Origin of the sequence: Hydrogenophaga flava NBRC 102514 (assembly GCF_001571145.1) — a bacterium.
In the GTDB taxonomy this organism is placed as follows: Bacteria; Pseudomonadota; Gammaproteobacteria; order Burkholderiales; family Burkholderiaceae_C; genus Hydrogenophaga; species Hydrogenophaga flava.
The window spans coordinates 143,898-160,255 of the sequence record NZ_BCTF01000010.1 but is presented as its reverse complement, the minus strand read 5'-3'; the positions used below and the strand labels follow the sequence as shown (position 1 = coordinate 160,255).

Here is a 16,358-nt window from a genome sequence, read left to right as displayed (position 1 = left end):
GATCATGTCGTCTTCGCGCTTGATGGCTTGCGTGCGTTCAAGATCCCGAAGCAACTCTTCGAGCCATTGTTCGGCTGTATCAGTCTCGGATGATGCGGCCTTGGCAAGATAGGGTGTTTGCTGCACCCATTGAAACAAATGCAGATAGTCGATGCTCTTGCATTCGAGCAGCTTGAATTTGATAAGCACCTTGTACGCATGTCTCAGATGCTGTTCAGGGAAATCCATGAACCGCCGCAGACGGCTTCTCGCTTTCTCCATGGCCAGTTGAAGGTCATCGAATGCACCTCCGTGACCCGGGACAATGACTGAAGGCGAGAGTGTCTCGATGCAGTCCAATGTCTGTCCGACTTCTTCAAACGCTGACAGGCCCTCGAGTTCCGGGAATACCACGCCAAAGCCGTTTTGCCAGAGCGCATCAGCAGAGAGAAGCACCCTGTTGTCGGGTTGAAATAGAACGATCGCGTGTGGATCGTGTCCCTTGGCGCCGTGAACATCCCAAGTCCAATCCCCTAAGCGCAAACTCTCTCCGGGGCGGAGAACGCCATCGAAGGCAAAGCGCGGGCATTCCTGTCCTGTGCTTGCATAGGTGAGCGCTTCGGTGTCCCACAGCCGAACTGCTTCCGCCGACCCCGAAGGAATCAGCGTTTGCAGACCGGGGTGACGGCGTTGCAGTGCGGCATTTCCTCCGCAGTGATCGCTGTGCAGGTGCGTGTTCAAGAGCAATCCAAGAGGACGTCCTGCCAGCCCTCTTTCAACCAAGTCCACAGTCTGGTCGGCGTGGGTGCAGTAGCCGGAGTCGATGAGCGCTGAGGCTCCGCCGGAGCCGGTGATCAAGATGTTGTTGGATGAAAGCCAACCGCGCTCAAACAGCTTTGCACCGACGCGATCAAGGCGCTCACGAGCAGTTGAAGAAAGCATGAGCGGGCGCTCTGAAATCAGGTCCGCAAGGCGCGGCGGAGGATCTTGCCCACATTGCTCTTGGGGAGTTCATCACGAAATTCGATGTATTTGGGCCGCTTGTACCCAGTGAGGTTGTCGTGGCAGAACCTGACCACATCTTCCTCCCGGAGTGTGGGGTCGCTGCGAACCACGAACACCTTGACCGCTTCGCCTTGTTTGGCGTCCTCGACGCCGACAGCGGCGCATTCGAGTACACCCGGGCACAACGAAATCACGTTCTCCAGTTCGCTGGGAAAGACGTTGAAGCCGGACACGAGAATCATGTCCTTCTTGCGGTCAACGATGCGTGTGTACCCTCGTTCGTCCATTACCCCAATGTCGCCGGTGCGCATGAAGCCGTCGGCCGTGAACGCACGCTCGGTTTCTTCTGGCTGTCGGTAGTAGCCGCGCATGACGTTGGGGCCGCGGATGCAGATCTCACCCGATTCACCGACCGGTAGGCTGACACCGGCATCATCCTTGATGGCGATATCGATGCCAGGCAAGGGCAGACCGATCGTCCCGCTGAACTGCCGACTCGTCACCGGGTTGTTGGTGCCAATCGCGCATGTTTCGCTCATGCCCCAGCCTTCCGTCATCGTGCAGCCCGTGACAGCCATCCAGTGGCGGGCTGTTCCTTCGGAAGCGGCCATGCCGCCGGCTTGCGACATCAGCAGGGAAGAAAAATCCAGCTGACGGAAGCGCGGGTTCTGCAGCAGCGCATTGAACAGCGTGTTGACCGCTGGCAGCAGATGAAAAGGTCGCTTCGACATAGTTTCGACGAACTTCGACACATCGCGCGGATTGGGCACCAGGGTCATGTGCGCACCCCAACGGACCGCCAGCAGTGAAAGGGTGAGGGCGAAGATGTGGTAAAGCGGCAGCGCCGCAATGCCATTGATGTTGCGCACATCGCCAATCCGGCCGAGTGCTGGGCGGAACCAGGCCTCGGCCTGCAAGGTGGCGGCTATGACATTGCGGTGCGTCAGCTCTGCTCCTTTGGACAGTCCCGTGGTGCCGCCCGTGTACTGCAGGAACGCTGTGCTCCCGTGGCCGGCCTGGCTCGCGCGAAGGGAGAGCTTGCTGCCCTCGTCCAGGGCATTGCGAAAGCTCAAGATGGTGCGTGGCCCGGTCGAACCATTGAGCGCAAGCCGATAAGGCTTGACCATTTTCGACAAGTGCCGCACGGCGAAGCTGATCCAGCGTCCGTACCAGAAGCCCAGCATGTCTCCCATGCTGGCAACGACCACGTGGCGGATCGGGGTGTGATCGATCACCTCTTCCAACGTGGCTGCAAAGTTCTCCAGGATCACGATGGCCTCGGCGCCAGAGTCCTTGAGCTGATGCTCCAGCTCGCGAGCCGTGTACAGCGGATTGACGTTCACCACCGTGAACCCCGCGCGGACAATCGCAGTCATCGCAACCAGGAACTGCGGGATGTTGGGCAGCATCACCGCGACGCGCGCGTCGCCGGGGAGACCACGGGCCTGCAGCCACGCCCCCAGTGCGGCGCTGTGCTCGTCTAGCTCGCCGTAGGTCATCCAGCGCTCCATGCAGACACTCACCGGGCGCTGAGCATTCTTCTTCAGGGACTCTTCGAGCAGTGCCGCCAGAGAACGGTACTGTGAGGGATCGATGTCGTGCGGGACACCTTCTGGATAGTGGGCCAACCAGGGGCGCGAGGAGGTTTCCGGGGTAGCGAGGTCCATGCCGCGATTCTGATGGCCCCGTTCCCGCCGAGCCTCAGGGGCAGCCCTAGGGACCTGTCACACAAAGCTCAGCGTCAAGCGCGGCAGTGCAAGCAGCGAGGTCTTCGTTGAACAGCGCATCAATCCAGCGCCGTTCGCGCGCTGAAATGATTGAAAGGAACGGGCGAGCGTTCCCCAGTTCGGCAAATGCGGCGAAGCCGGCTTCAAGAAAGTGCTGAAGATCGGACAGTCCTGCTGCCTGCGCGGGGCGCCGCATCATCTTGAGCATCATCAGCAAGGATCTGCTGCGCGTGAGTCGCTGCAGTTCGAGTCCCATGTGCCCGACAACACCCAGCTGCCGCTCTCGCGCATCACGGCGACCGGTGGCTCGCCAGGCCTGCACATAACGTTTCGCTGGGGGCTCCTGCAGATCCTGCGCCAGCCAGTGCATTGCCATCGTGTAATCGAGGGTTTCGGTCAGCGCATGCATTTCGGCCAGGTCCACCGACAACTCGGCCACCGCTTCCGGAAACAGACGCTCGATGGCCCCAGCGATCCGGCCGAACTGGGCATCGCGCTGACCAAAGTCGTGGTCTCCGTACAGTTCGTCCAGGAAAAAGCGTGCCGCGGCTCCCTGCACCCGGTGCGCGAGCACATCGGCGTAGGTGCCCTGGAAACGCTTGGCCTGGAGGCGTTTGATCGCAGACACCGCTGCATTGACTCCTTCGCTGCGGGCCTGGGTGCGCAGCGCGTCGACGGTGGCGAGGTGGGCCCGTATGCGGTCGGCGGCGGAGGCTTGCAGCATGGTGCGACGAGTCTATCGCCCGCGTGCACGGCACCCTAGTGACCTGTCTCTAGGGCAATGGGGATCGTTTGGATAGCGGCCGTGACATAGTGCAGTCCATGCAGCACCCACACCCTTTCGCCACGGCGACGACGCCCGCAAGCTCGACATTGGCCCGCTTGCAGCAGTTCATCGTGTTCGCCACCGCGGGGCTGGTTGTTGTCTGGATGGCGTGGAGTTGGGGGCGGCAGGTCTGGGTGATGGTTGCCGGTGGTGCGCTGCTGCTGTTCGGATACGCGCTGGTGCTAGGCCTGGAATTCTTTGCCGTGACCCATGTGAACCGCCACGATCCTTCGCCCAAGGCGACCGCCGGGTCTTTGGTGAAGGCCTGGTGGAGCGAGGTGCGGGTCGCGCCGCTGGTTTTTTCCTGGCGCCAGCCGTTTCGATGGCGCTGCCTGCCAGACTCCGACGCCGGTGCTCGGGCAGATCGGCCTGCGGTGGTCTTCGTGCATGGTTTCGTCTGCAACCGGGGCTTCTGGCTGCCGTGGATGCGCACCTTGCGCACGCGCGGCGTGCCCTATACCAGCGTCAACCTGGAACCCGTGTTCGGGTCGATCGACGACTACATCCCAATGATCGACGATGCCGTGCGACGCGCCCAGACGCTGACCGGCATCGCGCCCGTGCTGGTGTGCCACAGCATGGGCGGGCTGGCAGCGCGCGCATGGCGCGCCGCAACACCCGACGCCGACACCATCGTGCGCCACATCGTCACCATCGGGTCGCCGCACCATGGCACCTGGCTGGCGCAGTTCAGCCGGGTGTCCAACGGACGACAAATGAAACAAGAAGGCCCCTGGCTGCAGGCGCTGCGCCAGCGAGAGGCGCAGCGCTGGCCCACGGGCACTTATGCGCCGTTCACCTGCTGGTACTCCAGCGCGGACAACATCGTGTTCCCGGCCTCGACGGCCACCCTGCCCGGGGCCGACAACCGCTTCGTCCAAGGCCAGCCGCACGTCGCCATGGCGTTTGTGGATGAGGTGTTGGAAGGGACGCTGTCCCTTCCGGCGCTTCAGGGCCGGCTCAGCCCTTGAGCACGCCGCGGCGCACCTGGTCCAGCTCCATGGTCTCGAACAGGGCCTTGAAGTTGCCCTCGCCGAAACCCTGGTTGCCCTTGCGCTGGATGAACTCGAAGAAGATCGGCCCGAGCTGGTTTTCGCTGAAGATCTGCAGCAGCAGCTCGCCCGGCGCGCCGTCGACCAGGATGTTGCGGGCCTTGAGCGCCTCGATGTCCTCGCCGTGGTTCGGGATGCGCTTGGGCAGCAGCTCGTAGTAGGTCTCGCTGGTGTTCAGCAGCTTCAGGCCTTCCATCTGCAGCGCGTCCACCGTGTCGTACAGGTTGGTCGAGGCCAGCGCGATGTGCTGGATGCCCTCGCCCTGGTAGCGGTCCAGGTACTCCTGGATCTGGCCGGCCTTGTCGTTGCCTTCCTCGTTGATCGGGATGCGGATCTTGCCGCAGGGGCTGGTCATGGCCTTGCTCTTGATGCCGGTCTGCTGGCCTTCCAGGTCGAAATAGCGCACCTCGCGGAAGTTGAACAGGCGCTCGTAGAAGCCAGCCCACTCGGCCATGCGGCCGCGGTGCACGTTGTGCGTCAGGTGATCGATGACGGTCAGGCCGTGGCCCACCGGGTTCAGCTCGGCGCCGGGCAGCGGGTAGAAGTCCACGTCGTAGAAGCCGATGTTCCCGATGTCGCCTTCCTGGGCACCGTTCTTGCCGCGCCAGCGGTCGATGAAATAGATGATGGAGTCGCCGATGCCCTTGATGGCCGGGATGTTCAGCTCGCCCGGGCCGGCGGCGTTGGCGTAGCCCCAGGCGCCCAGGCTGATGGCTCGTTCATAGGCGGCCTTGGCGTCCTGCACTCGGAAGGCGATGGCGCAGACGTTGGGGCCGTGCAGACGGGCGAAGCGCTGAGCGAAGCTGTCGGGCTCGGCGTTGATGATGAAGTTGATGCCGCCCTGGCGGTACAGCGTCACGTTCTTGTGGCGGTGCTTGGCGATCGGCTTGAAGCCCATGCGCTCGAACAGCGCACCCATGGCCGCCGGATCCGGTGCGGCGTATTCGATGAACTCGAAACCGTCCGTGCCCATGGGGTTGTCCCAGGTGCTCAGGGCGGTCGTTGCGGAAGCGGGCAGGCTGGCGTTCATGGTGGTCTCCTGTGTGATCGGACTGAATGCGCCACTGTAGAAGCGCAGGGTCGCACGATCACTGCAAAATGGGGCGCACCACTGGTCCGGATTGCATGATTCCTGCAGAATGTTGTGCATGCAAGCACTGGACAAGCTCGATCGCCACATCCTGCGCAGCCTTCAGGCCGACGGCCGCGCCACCTACGACCAGATCGCCGAGGCGGTGGGCCTGTCGCCGAGCGCGGTGCTGCGCCGGGTCCGTCGGCTCGAAGAAACCGGGGTGATCGCCCGTTACGTCGCGCTGGTCAAACCGGAGGCGGTGGGGCTGGGCCTGACCGCCTGGGTGAATGTGCGGCTGGAAAAACACAGCGGTGCGGCCAAGCGCAACCCCATGGACGAGTTCCGCGCCAGCGTGATGGGCTGGCCCGAGGTGGTGGAGTGCGCTGCGCTGACCGGCGAGATGGACTTCCTGCTGCGCCTGGTGGTGGCCGACATGGCCGCCTACTCGCGCTTCATGATGGACGTGCTGCTGCGCCACCCCTCGGTGCAGGATTGCAAGACCAGTTTCGTGATGGACCGGGTCAAGAGCACCACCGCCTTGCCGGTCTGACACCGTCCATCGGGCGTTTCCGGGGTTTAGAGCCGCACGACCTTGTTGATACAGGGAAAACCCTTACATTCACGCCATGTCGAACGACGCCACCGCCACCCCCGCACCGGAACGCACACCAACGGCCGCCAGCGCCGCGGTTCCGATTCGCTCCATCGGCCGCTCCCATGCGGCGAGCATCCAGGCACACCTGCTGGCGCTGACGCCCCATGACCGCTACCTTCGTTTCGGCTACTCCGCCAACGACGAGCAGATCGCCCGTTACGTAGACAAGCTCAACTTCGGCCGCGACGAGCTGTTTGGCATCTTCAACCGCAAGCTGGAACTGATCGCCATGGCGCACCTGGCCTATTCGGTCGACCCGAGCTGCGCCAGCTGCGCCGAGTTTGGTGTCTCGGTGTCGAAATCTGCCCGGGGCCGCGGGTATGGCAGCCGCCTGTTCGAGCGCGCCGTGATGCACGCGCGCAATGAAGGCGTGAACCAGCTGTTCATCCACGCGCTGTCCGAAAACACCGCCATGCTGCGCATCGCACGCAAGGCAGGCGCTTCGATCGAGCGCGATGGCCCCGAGGCTGAAGCGCACCTGCGCCTGCCGCCCGCGGACTTCGACTCCCGCGTCACCGAGCTCATCGACGAGCAACTGGCCCTGACCAATTACCAGCTCAAGGCCCAGGCCAAGAACTTCTGGGACGCGCTGGCCCTGCTGCAGGAAATCCGCCAGGGCGTGCGCGACTCGCGCGACCGGATGAAGTGACCCCCCTGCGCCGCTGACGCAGCGTCTGGCCGGTGTCACGGCCTTGCGGTATCCTTTACCGCTGTTTCAACCACCCCCTCTCCCCAGTGGCCGACAACCCCCCCAGTACGGGGCCGCAGCGCAGCCTGCGGCATGAAGACAAGCGTGGATTCCTGCAAAAGCTCGCGGAATTCATCCACCCCGGGCCCGACTCCAAGGACGAGCTGATCGAGACGCTCGCCGAGGCCGAGGACAACGACATCATCAACGCCGAATCGCGCGTCATGCTCGAAGGCGTGATCCGCATCGCCGACATGAGTGCGGGCGACGTGATGGTGGCGGCCCCGCGCATGGACGTGCTCGACATCGACGCACCGTTCGACGAGCTGTTGCACCTGGTCATCGGCACCGCGCACTCGCGCTTCCCGGTCTATGAGGGCGAACGCGAGAACATCATCGGCATCCTGCTGGCCAAGGACCTGCTCAAACTGCAGCGGGCGCCCGAGCTCAACATCCGTGCCCTGCTGCGCCCGGCCACCTTCGTGCCCGAGAGCAAAGGGTTGAACGACCTGCTGCGCGAGTTCCGCGGCAACCGCAACCACCTGGCCATCGTCATCGACGAGTTCGGCCGTGTGGCCGGGCTCATCACCATCGAGGACGTGCTGGAGGAAATCGTCGGCGAGATCGAGGACGAGTTCGATGTGGCCGAAGACGACGGCGACATCTTTGCCCTGGCCGACGGCACCTGGCGCGTGAGCGGTGACACCGCCATCGAGCGCATCAACGAGTCCTTCGGCCTGAAGCTGGCCGAGGACGGCTTCGACACCATCGGCGGCCTGATCGCCCACACCATGGGCCACGTGCCCAAGCGCGGCGAGATGCACGAGCTCGACAGCCTGCGCTTTGTCGTGCTGCACACCAAGGGCGGCGCGGTGAAGTGGTTCAAGGTGATGCCGGTGCCCGCAGGCGCCTGAACACCCCCTCCGGCCCATGCGCAGCCTGTTCGGCAACCTGCACACGCCCTCCAGTCTGTCCCCGTTGACGGGCCTGCCGCCCGGTCGCCCGGCGCGGGGCTCGGGCGTGTTCTGGTTCCTGGTCTGCGTGCTGGGCGGTGTCCTGCAGGCCGCCTCGCTCGCGTGGCCCTGGCAGGCCTGGGCGCCGCCCGGTGTGGTGGCCGGGGCGCCGTCGGGCTGGCTGCAGATCGTCTCGCTGGCCCTGCTGGTGTTTGCGCTGCGCCACGCCCACCGCAACGGCCAGGGCTTCTGGCGCGGCTGGGTGTTCGCCTGGGTCTGGCTGGCCGGCAGCCTCTGGTGGTTGTATGTGTCGATGCACACCTACGGGGGCCTGGCCTCGTGGATGGCGGTGCTCGCCGTGGCGGCGCTGTCCGGCGCGCTGGCGCTGTTCTACGGGCTGGCGGCGTGGGCGCTGTGCGCCTGGGCGCCACGGCCGCGCTGGCTGCAGGCGCTGCTGTTCGCCGCGCTGTGGACCCTGGCCGAGCTGGTGCGTGGCCGCTGGCTCACCGGTCTGCCCTGGGGCGCTGGCGGTTATGCGCAGGCGGACCTGATGGCCGCCTGGGCGCCCTGGGTCGGTGTCTACGGCATGGGCCTGATCGCCGCGCTGCTGGCCTACGCGCTGGCGCTGCTGGTGCCGGCGGTGTGGGGCGGGCTGCTGCGGCGGCTGTTTCCCAACGTGCGCCGGATCGGCGGGCGCCTGCAGCCGCCGGTTCGCCACTGGACCACCACCCTGGGCCAGGTGGGCGCGGGCGCCGTCGCCCTGGCCTTGTTGCTGAGCGTGGTGCTGGGCGGGCACTGGCGCGACGCCGGCCTGCGCGGCACGGGCGACGCGGGGCCGCTGCGCGTCTGGCTGCTGCAGGGCAACATCCCGCAGAACGAAAAGTTCGAGACCGGCACCGGCGTCGCCACGGCGCTGTCCTGGTACCCGGCGCAGATCGCCGAGGCGGCGCGCGCGAAGCGGGCCGGCGCCGGCCCGGACCTGGTCGTGGCGCCCGAGACGGCCGTGCCGGTGCTGCCGCAGCAGCTGGGGCCGGAGTTCTGGGAGCCGCTGTTCGGCTTCATCGAGTCGTCGGCCCCGGTGGGGTCGCCGGGCCTGGGCGTGATGGTGGGCATTCCGCTGGGCTCGATGGAGTCGGGCTACACCAACTCGGCCTGGGGCCTGTCGGCCGACATGCTCAAGGGCCGCGACGGGGGCTTCCCGGATGAGCGCTTCTACCGCTACAGCAAGCACCATCTGGTGCCCTTCGGCGAGTTCATTCCGCCGCTGTTCCGCTGGTTCACCGACCTCATGCACATCCCGCTGGGCGACTTCGCGCGAGGCGAGCTGGCGCAGCCGGGCTGGAACTGGGCGGGCCAGCGCGTGGCACCCAACATCTGTTACGAGGACCTGTTCGGCGGAGAGCTGGCGGCCTCGTTCGCCGATCCGGCCGTGGCACCCACGGTGCTGGTCAACCTGAGCAACATCGGCTGGTTCGGCGACACCGTGGCGATCGACCAGCACCTGCAGATCTCGCGCCTGCGGGCGATGGAACTGGGCCGCCCGATGCTGCGCGCCACCAACACCGGCGCCACCGCCGCCATCGACCACCGCGGCGTGGTGACGCAGCGACTGCCGCGGATGGTGCGCGACCGGCTGGAGGCGACGGTGCAGGGCCGCACGGGAATGACGCCCTATGCCAGCTGGGCCTCGCGCTGGGGGCAGGGGCCGGTCTGGGGGCTGTGTCTGGCCGTGGTAGCGCTCGCGCTGCTGGTCCGCAAGGCCGGGGCCCGCCGGCCGGTCCGCGGCGGGGGCGGCGAGGCACGCCCCGCCCCGTAAAATCACCGGTTTCGCGCAGTTCGCCGATGAAGCCGGCGCTGCGCCACACACCGCATCACCTTGCCGACCGGCCCGTCGTCGGCACCCGACCATGTTGACCTTCCAGCAAATCATCCTGACCCTGCAGTCCTACTGGGACAAGCAAGGCTGCGCCCTGCTCCAGCCCTACGACATGGAGGTCGGCGCCGGCACCAGCCACACGGCCACCTTCCTGCGCGCCATCGGCCCGGAGCCGTGGAAAGCGGCCTACGTGCAGCCCAGCCGCCGCCCCAAGGACGGCCGCTACGGCGAGAACCCCAACCGCCTGCAGCACTATTACCAGTACCAGGTGGTGCTCAAACCCGCGCCGGCCAACATCCTGGAGCTGTACCTGGGCTCGCTCGAAGCGCTGGGTTTCGACCTGAAGAAGAACGACATCCGTTTCGTCGAGGACGACTGGGAGAACCCTACGCTGGGCGCCTGGGGCCTGGGTTGGGAGGTCTGGCTCAACGGCATGGAAGTCACCCAGTTCACCTACTTCCAACAGGTGGGCGGCATCGACTGCAAGCCCGCGACCGGCGAAATCACCTACGGCCTGGAGCGCCTGGCGATGTACCTGCAGGGCGTGGACAACGTCTACAACCTCAAGTGGACCGAGACCATGAGCTATGGCGACGTTTACCTGCAGAACGAGAAAGAGCAGTCGGCCTACAACTTCGAGCACAGCGACGCCGACTTCCTGTTCACCGCTTTCAACGCCCACGAGAAGCAGGCCAAACACCTGATGGAGCAGCAGCTGGCGCTGCCAGCTTATGAGCAGGTGCTCAAGTGCGCGCACAGCTTCAACCTGCTGGACGCCCGCGGCGCCATCAGCGTGACCGAACGCGCCGCCTACATCGGTCGCATCCGCAACCTGGCGCGCGCCGTGGCGCAGAGTTACTACGAGAGCCGCGAACGCCTGGGCTTCCCCATGGCGCCGCGCGAGTGGGTGGCGCAGATTGAAAAGAAAGCCGCCTGAGCGGGAGAGCACCGGAATGACAACGAAGAATCTGCTCGTCGAACTGTTTGTGGAAGAGCTGCCGCCCAAGGCGCTCAAGAAGCTGGGTGATGCGTTTGCCGGCGTGCTGGCCGAACAACTCAGGGCCCAGGGCCTGGCCGCGGCCGAAGCCGTGGTGACGCCCTTTGCCTCGCCGCGCCGCCTGGCTGCGCACGTGACCGGCGTCGCCGCCAAGGCCGCCGACAAGGCCGTGTCGCAGAAGCTGATGCCGGTCAGCGTCGGTCTGGACGCCAGCGGCGCACCCACGCCCGCGCTGCTCAAGCGCCTGGCCGGCCTGGGGGCCGACGCCTCGGCCGTGGCCGGTCTGAAGCGCGCCATGGACGGCAAGGCCGAAGCCCTGTTCTTCGACAGCGTGCAGCCCGGCGTCGAGCTGGCCGAGGGGCTGCAGAAGGCGCTCCATGAGGCCATCGCCAAGCTGCCGATCCCCAAGGTCATGAGCTACCAGCTCGAAACCGACTGCGAGCTGCCCGGCTGGAGCAGCGTGAACTTCGTGCGTCCGGCCCACGGCCTGGTGGCGCTGCACGGTGCCGACGTGGTGCCGGTCAAGGCGCTGGGTCTGACGGCGGGTCGCACGACCCACGGCCACCGCTTCGAGGCAGCCATTGATCCGGTGCCGCTGGCCGACGCCGACACCTATGCCGCCACGCTGGCGAAAGACGGCGCGGTGATCGCTTCGTTCGCCGAGCGCAAGGCCGAGATCGCGCGTCAGCTGGCCGCCGCGGCCGCCAAGGTGGGTGGCGGTTGCCAGCCGATTGAAGACGACGCGCTGTTAGACGAAGTGACCGCCCTGGTCGAGCGCCCGAACGTGCTCATCTGCGAGTTCGAGAAGCAGTTCCTCGACGTGCCGCAGGAGTGCCTGATCCTCACGATGAAGGCCAACCAGAAGTACTTCCCGTTGCTGGACGCGCAGGGCAAGCTGACCAACCAGTTCCTGGTGGTCAGCAACATCCGCCCCGACGACGCCAGCGCGGTGATCGGCGGCAACGAGCGCGTGGTGCGCCCGCGCCTGGCCGACGCCAAGTTCTTCTTCGACCAGGACCGCAAGAAGACGCTGGAGAGCCGCGTGCCGGCCCTGGCCAAGGTGGTCTACCACAACAAGCTGGGCACCCAGGGCGAGCGCATGGAGCGCGTCTGCGCCATCGCCGAGACCATCGGCCTGCAGCTGGGTGGCCCCGAGCTGGCGGCGCGCTCGCTGCTGGCCGCGCGTCTGGCCAAGACCGACCTCGTGACCGACATGGTGGGCGAGTTCCCCGAGCTGCAGGGCATCATGGGTGGCTACTACGCACGCCACGACGGCCTGTCGGACGACATCGCCTTCGCCATCGAAGACCACTACCGCCCGCGCTTCGCTGGCGACGAACTGCCGCGCAACCAGACCGGTGTGGTGGTCGCGCTGGCCGACAAGCTGGAAACGCTGGTCGGTATGTTCGGCATCGGCAACCTGCCGACCGGAGACAAGGACCCGTTCGCGCTGCGCCGCCATGCGCTGGGCGTGATCCGCATGCTCGTCGAGAAGGACCTGCCGCTGGAGCTGACCGCACTGCTGTCGGCGGCGGTGCCGGCATTCGGCGACAAGATCAGCGATGCCACGCCGGCCCTGGCCGACTTCATCTACGACCGCCTCGCAGGTGGCCTGCGCGAGCAGGGCGCCAGCGCGCAGGAAGTCGACGCCGTGCTGGCCCTGCGCCCGCAGCGCCTGGCCGACGTGGCCCAGCGCCTGCAGGCCGTGCGCGCCTTCGCCGCGCTGCCCGAAGCACCCGCCCTGGCGGCGGCGAACAAGCGAATCGGCAACATCCTCAAGAAGTCGGAAGGCGAGGGCACTGCGGTGAACCCGGCGCTGTTCGTGGAGCCCGCTGAAAAAGACCTCTACGCCGCGATGCAGGCCACCGTGCCCGCCGCCAACGCCCAGTTCGAGGCGGGCGACCACACCGCCAGCCTGCAGGCGCTGGCCGCGCTGCGCACGCCGGTGGACGCCTTCTTCGACGGCGTGATGGTGAACGCGGACGACGCCGCGCTCAAGGCCAACCGCCTGGGGCTGCTGAAGTCGCTGCACGAAGCGATGAACCGCGTGGCCGACCTGTCTCGCCTCGCGGCCTAAGCCGTACGATCTGGCCGTCCCGGAATTCCGAAGGAGCACCGCATGAAACTGCTGATCCTCGACCGCGACGGCACGCTCAACCGCAGCCGCGACGACCACGTGGCTTCGCCCGATGAGTGGGAGGCGCTGCCCGGCGCGCTGGAGGCCGTGGCGCGGCTCAACCAGGGTGGCTGGCGTGTGGTGCTGGCCACCAACCAGTCGGGCATCGGCCGTGGCCTGTTCGACATGGCCTCGCTCAACGCCATCCACGCCAAGATGCACCGCGCGCTGGCGGCGGTCGGCGCGAGGGTGGAGGCGGTCTTTTTCTGTCCCCACGCGCCCGAAGACGCCTGTCACTGCCGCAAGCCGGAGCCCGGCCTGTTCGAACAGGTGGCGGAGCGTTTTGGCATTCCGCCCGCCGAGGTGCCGGTGGCGGGCAACGCGCTGCGCCATGTGCAGGCCGGCGCCGCCGCGGGCTGCCCGACCCACCTGCTGCTGACCGGCAAGTCGGGGCATCTGCGCCGGGACGTCGGTGTGTCCGACGCGGCGCTGGTGCCCGGGCTGCCGGCCAGCACCCTGCTGCACGACGACCTCGGTGCCTTCGCCGACTGGCTGCTGGCGCAGCCGGTGGCCACTTCATGAGCCTGATTTCTCCATGATCCTGATCAACTTCCTGCGTTCGGTGCTCCACATGCTGTTCATGGCGGTGACCGTGGTGCCCTGGGCGCTGGCGGTCGTGATCGCCGCGCCCATGCTCAACAGCACGCAGATCTACTGGATGTGCGCGCGCTGGCTCAAGCTGGCGGTCGATGGCGGCACGGTGATCCTGGGCATCCGCAACAAGGTTATCGGCTACGAGAACCTGCCAGTGGGAACGACCGCGCCGGCGGTGCTGCTGGTCAAGCACCAGTCGCTGTGGGAGACCTTCAGCATGGCGGCCCTGATGCCGCACCCGCTGGCCTTCGTGTTCAAGAAGGAGCTGCTGAAGGTGCCGTTCTTCGGCTGGGCCATGGCGCGCATGGACATGATCCACATCGACCGCGCCGACGGGGCCCGTGCCTTCGTCAAGGTCGTGCAGCAAGGCCAGCGCCTGCTGGACCAGGGCACCTGGGTGATCATGTTCCCCGAGGGCACCCGCATCGCGCGGGGCGAGAAGGGTGTCTACAAGACTGGGGGCACGCGGCTGGCGATCCGCACCGGCGCACCCGTGATCCCGATCGCTGTGACCTCGGCCAAATGCTGGCCGCGCAAGGCTTTCATCAAGAAGCCGGGCACCGTGGAGTTCTCGATCGGCAAGCCGATCCCCAGCCAGGGCCGCGAGGCCGACGAGCTGATGCTGGAAGTGGAAAGCTGGATCGAGGCGGAGATGCACCGCCTCGACCCTGAAGCCTACGCCAAGGGCTGATACGGGACATGCAGCGCTTCGTCCAGCTGGCGCTTGATTTCCTGACCGGACCCGATCCGGTGGTCCCGCCGCCACAAACGATGGCACCGGCGCCGCGCGACGACGCGCCGCCGGCCGAGCCGATGTCGTCGGTGTTCCAGCCGGGGACCTGGCACCACCCGCGCGCCAACCGCCGCGTGCGGCTGGCCGGCTGCGAGGTGGGCTACGAATTCAAGCGCGGCAAGCGCCGCACCATCGGCCTGTCGGTCGGGCCGGACGGGCTGAGCGTGCGCGCGCCGCGCTGGACCACGGTCGGCGAGGTGGAGGCCTTCATCCAGGAAAAGTCGGGCTGGGTGCTCGACAAGCTGCGCGCCTCGCGCGAGCGGGCCGGGGCGCTGGAGCGCGCGAAGACGGTCTGGGCCGACGGCGCGGAGTTCGACTTTCTGGGGCAGCGGGTGCGGCTGGTGCTGGACTCGGCCCATGCGTTCGAGCACGCGGGCGCACCGCTGGAGCCGGGCGACGGGGAGGCCCTGCCGGTGCTGCGGCTGGGGCTGGCACGGACCGCGACAGAAGTCCAGATTCGAGACGCTGCCCAGGCCTGGCTGATGCGGCAGGCGCAGCAGGTGTTCAGCGAAAGCCTGCAGCGCTTCGCGCCGCAGCTGGGCGTGTCGTACACGAAGCTGCGGCTGTCCAGCGCAGGCACCCGCTGGGGCAGCGCCAGCGCCGACGGCACCATCCGCCTGAACTGGCGGCTGATCCACCTCAAGCCCGAGATGATCGACTACGTGGTGGTGCACGAGCTGAGCCACCTGCGCCACATGGACCACAGCCCGCAGTTCTGGGACGTGGTCGCCAGCGTGATGCCCGACCACCTGGACCGGCGCCAGGCGCTCAAGCGCGTGGCGGTGCCGCTGGGCGACTGAGCGCCCGGCTCAGGCCTCGGCGCCGGGGCGGCTGCGGAACAGCGCGGCCACCACATCGGACTGCGTGATCATGCCGACCACCTGCTGTGCGTCGTTCACCACCGGCATGTGGTGCAGGCCGCCGTCGGAGAACAGGCCGACCAGGTCGCCGATGGGCTGCTCCGGCCGGGCCGAGCGCACCTTGCGGGTCATGATCTCCTCGACATAGCGGGCCATGCTCATGACCGGCTGGCGGCGCGGGTCGGGTGCGCTGTGGCCGATGAAGAAGTCGTGCAGCGAGACGATGCCGCACAGCGTGCCATCGGCCTCGACCACCGGCAGCGCCTTGATCTTGTGGTGCGCCAGCCGCGCCCAGGCCTCGTCCACCGAGTCGCGCGGGCCGATGTGCACCACATCGCGCGACATGATGTCGCGGCACCGCACCTCGCCCCACTGGCGCTGGCTGGCGAGCAGCTGCGCCCGCACCAGGATGTCTTCCAGATCCTCCGGCCGCACGTCCAGCAGCTCGCCCTGGCTGGCCAGCGCGCGGGTCAGGTCGTCGTGCGTGAAGCCCACCCGTCGGCTGGGCAGCGGGTCGCGGGTGTGGTGCGAGGCCGCAGTCGCGGGGTGGGGATGGCGCCGGTGCGTCAGGTGGTTGAACAGCAGGGCCGCCAGCATCAGCAGGCCCGAGTTGAGCGCCACCGGTGAGAGCACGAACTGGTAGCCCAGGTGCGTCACCGCCTGCCCGCCCAGCACGGCCGTCACCGCCACCGCGCCGCCTGGCGGGTGCAGGCAGCGCAGCGCGAACATGGCCGCTATGGCCAGCGCCCCCGCCGCGCTGGCGGCCAGCCCCGTGTGGCCGAGCAGCAGGGCGCAGCTCACGCCCACCAGGGCCGAGACGGTGTTGCCGCCGACGATGGACCAGGGCTGCGCCAGCGGGCTGGCCGGCACCGCGAACAGCAGCACGGCCGAGGCCCCCATGGGCGCGAGAAACCAGGGGTCGGTCGTGCCCAGGGTGTGCAGGCTGAGCCACTCGGTGACGCACAGGCCCAGGCCCGCCCCCAGACAGCCCAGCAGCATCTCGCGGCGGCCAACGCTCAGCGGCGCAGGGACAAGGGATTGGAGCCGGGACAGGAGAGGGTGCACGGGACGGTTCTCATGGCAAGGGGCGGCCATTGTAGGAACC

The 16,358-nt window shown here is 67.1% G+C and carries 15 protein-coding genes; 10 read left to right on the top strand and 5 right to left on the bottom strand.

The features are described from left to right. The 3 genes from HFL01S_RS24685 to HFL01S_RS10950 form a co-directional block, all read right to left on the bottom strand. Positions 1 to 921 (bottom strand): MBL fold metallo-hydrolase (locus HFL01S_RS24685; protein ID WP_084383229.1); only part of this gene is annotated, 921 nt, incomplete at its 3' end. A 17-nt stretch (positions 922 to 938) separates the two neighbouring features. Next, entirely contained in the window at positions 939 to 2,651 is a 1,713-nt protein-coding gene (locus tag HFL01S_RS10955; RefSeq protein WP_066258274.1) for an AMP-binding protein, read from the bottom strand. Between the two features lie 46 nt (positions 2,652 to 2,697). Beyond that, positions 2,698 to 3,435 (bottom strand): FFLEELY motif protein, encoded by a 738-nt coding sequence (locus HFL01S_RS10950; protein WP_084383221.1) that lies wholly within the window; start codon positions 3,433 to 3,435, stop codon positions 2,698 to 2,700. A 98-nt stretch (positions 3,436 to 3,533) separates the two neighbouring features. On the opposite strand from HFL01S_RS10950, the gene HFL01S_RS10945 reads away from it, so the two are divergent. Further along, positions 3,534 to 4,508, top strand: a complete 975-nt coding sequence (locus tag HFL01S_RS10945; RefSeq protein ID WP_066258273.1) for an esterase/lipase family protein — start codon at positions 3,534 to 3,536, stop codon at positions 4,506 to 4,508. On the opposite strand, the gene hppD is transcribed toward HFL01S_RS10945, so the two are convergent. After that, complete coding sequence (hppD, locus tag HFL01S_RS10940) at positions 4,498 to 5,619, bottom strand: 4-hydroxyphenylpyruvate dioxygenase (RefSeq protein ID WP_066258271.1); 1,122 nt, start codon at positions 5,617 to 5,619, stop codon at positions 4,498 to 4,500. The genes HFL01S_RS10945 and hppD overlap by 11 nt on opposite strands. Positions 5,620 to 5,737: 118 nt before the next feature. On the opposite strand from hppD, the gene HFL01S_RS10935 reads away from it, so the two are divergent. The 9 genes from HFL01S_RS10935 to HFL01S_RS10895 all read left to right on the top strand — a co-directional run bounded on the left by HFL01S_RS10935 (position 5,738) and on the right by HFL01S_RS10895 (position 15,193). Next, positions 5,738 to 6,211, top strand: coding sequence for an Lrp/AsnC family transcriptional regulator (locus tag HFL01S_RS10935; protein WP_066155377.1), 474 nt, complete (start codon positions 5,738 to 5,740; stop codon positions 6,209 to 6,211). Positions 6,212 to 6,287: 76 nt separating this feature from the next. Next, positions 6,288 to 6,965, top strand: coding sequence for a GNAT family N-acetyltransferase (locus HFL01S_RS10930; protein WP_066258269.1), 678 nt, complete (start codon positions 6,288 to 6,290; stop codon positions 6,963 to 6,965). Between the two features lie 86 nt (positions 6,966 to 7,051). Next, complete coding sequence (locus HFL01S_RS10925; protein ID WP_084383220.1) at positions 7,052 to 7,918, top strand: CorC family transporter; 867 nt, start codon at positions 7,052 to 7,054, stop codon at positions 7,916 to 7,918. Positions 7,919 to 7,934: 16 nt separating this feature from the next. Next, the gene (gene lnt, locus HFL01S_RS10920; RefSeq protein ID WP_084383219.1) at positions 7,935 to 9,773 is read left to right on the top strand and encodes an apolipoprotein N-acyltransferase; all 1,839 of its coding nucleotides are present in this window, start codon (positions 7,935 to 7,937) and stop codon (positions 9,771 to 9,773) included. 91 nt (positions 9,774 to 9,864) lie between these two features. Beyond that, a complete protein-coding gene (glyQ, locus tag HFL01S_RS10915; RefSeq protein ID WP_066258267.1) occupies positions 9,865 to 10,770 on the top strand; it encodes a glycine--tRNA ligase subunit alpha in 906 nt (301 codons plus the stop codon). 16 nt (positions 10,771 to 10,786) lie between these two features. Then, entirely contained in the window at positions 10,787 to 12,907 is a 2,121-nt protein-coding gene (glyS, locus tag HFL01S_RS10910; RefSeq protein ID WP_066258265.1) for a glycine--tRNA ligase subunit beta, read from the top strand. A 42-nt stretch (positions 12,908 to 12,949) separates the two neighbouring features. Then, positions 12,950 to 13,528, top strand: coding sequence for a D-glycero-beta-D-manno-heptose 1,7-bisphosphate 7-phosphatase (gene gmhB / locus HFL01S_RS10905; protein WP_066258263.1), 579 nt, complete (start codon positions 12,950 to 12,952; stop codon positions 13,526 to 13,528). A 22-nt stretch (positions 13,529 to 13,550) separates the two neighbouring features. Beyond that, positions 13,551 to 14,291 (top strand): lysophospholipid acyltransferase family protein, encoded by a 741-nt coding sequence (locus HFL01S_RS10900; protein ID WP_245644785.1) that lies wholly within the window; start codon positions 13,551 to 13,553, stop codon positions 14,289 to 14,291. Positions 14,292 to 14,299: 8 nt separating this feature from the next. Further along, positions 14,300 to 15,193 carry a M48 family metallopeptidase gene (locus tag HFL01S_RS10895; protein ID WP_066258258.1) on the top strand — a complete coding sequence of 298 codons (894 nt, stop codon included), beginning with the start codon at positions 14,300 to 14,302 and terminating at the stop codon, positions 15,191 to 15,193. Positions 15,194 to 15,202: 9 nt separating this feature from the next. Here HFL01S_RS10895 and HFL01S_RS10890 read toward each other — a convergent pair whose 3' ends face one another. Next, positions 15,203 to 16,348, bottom strand: coding sequence for an HPP family protein (locus tag HFL01S_RS10890; RefSeq protein WP_066258256.1), 1,146 nt, complete (start codon positions 16,346 to 16,348; stop codon positions 15,203 to 15,205). Positions 16,349 to 16,358: the final 10 nt, after the last annotated feature.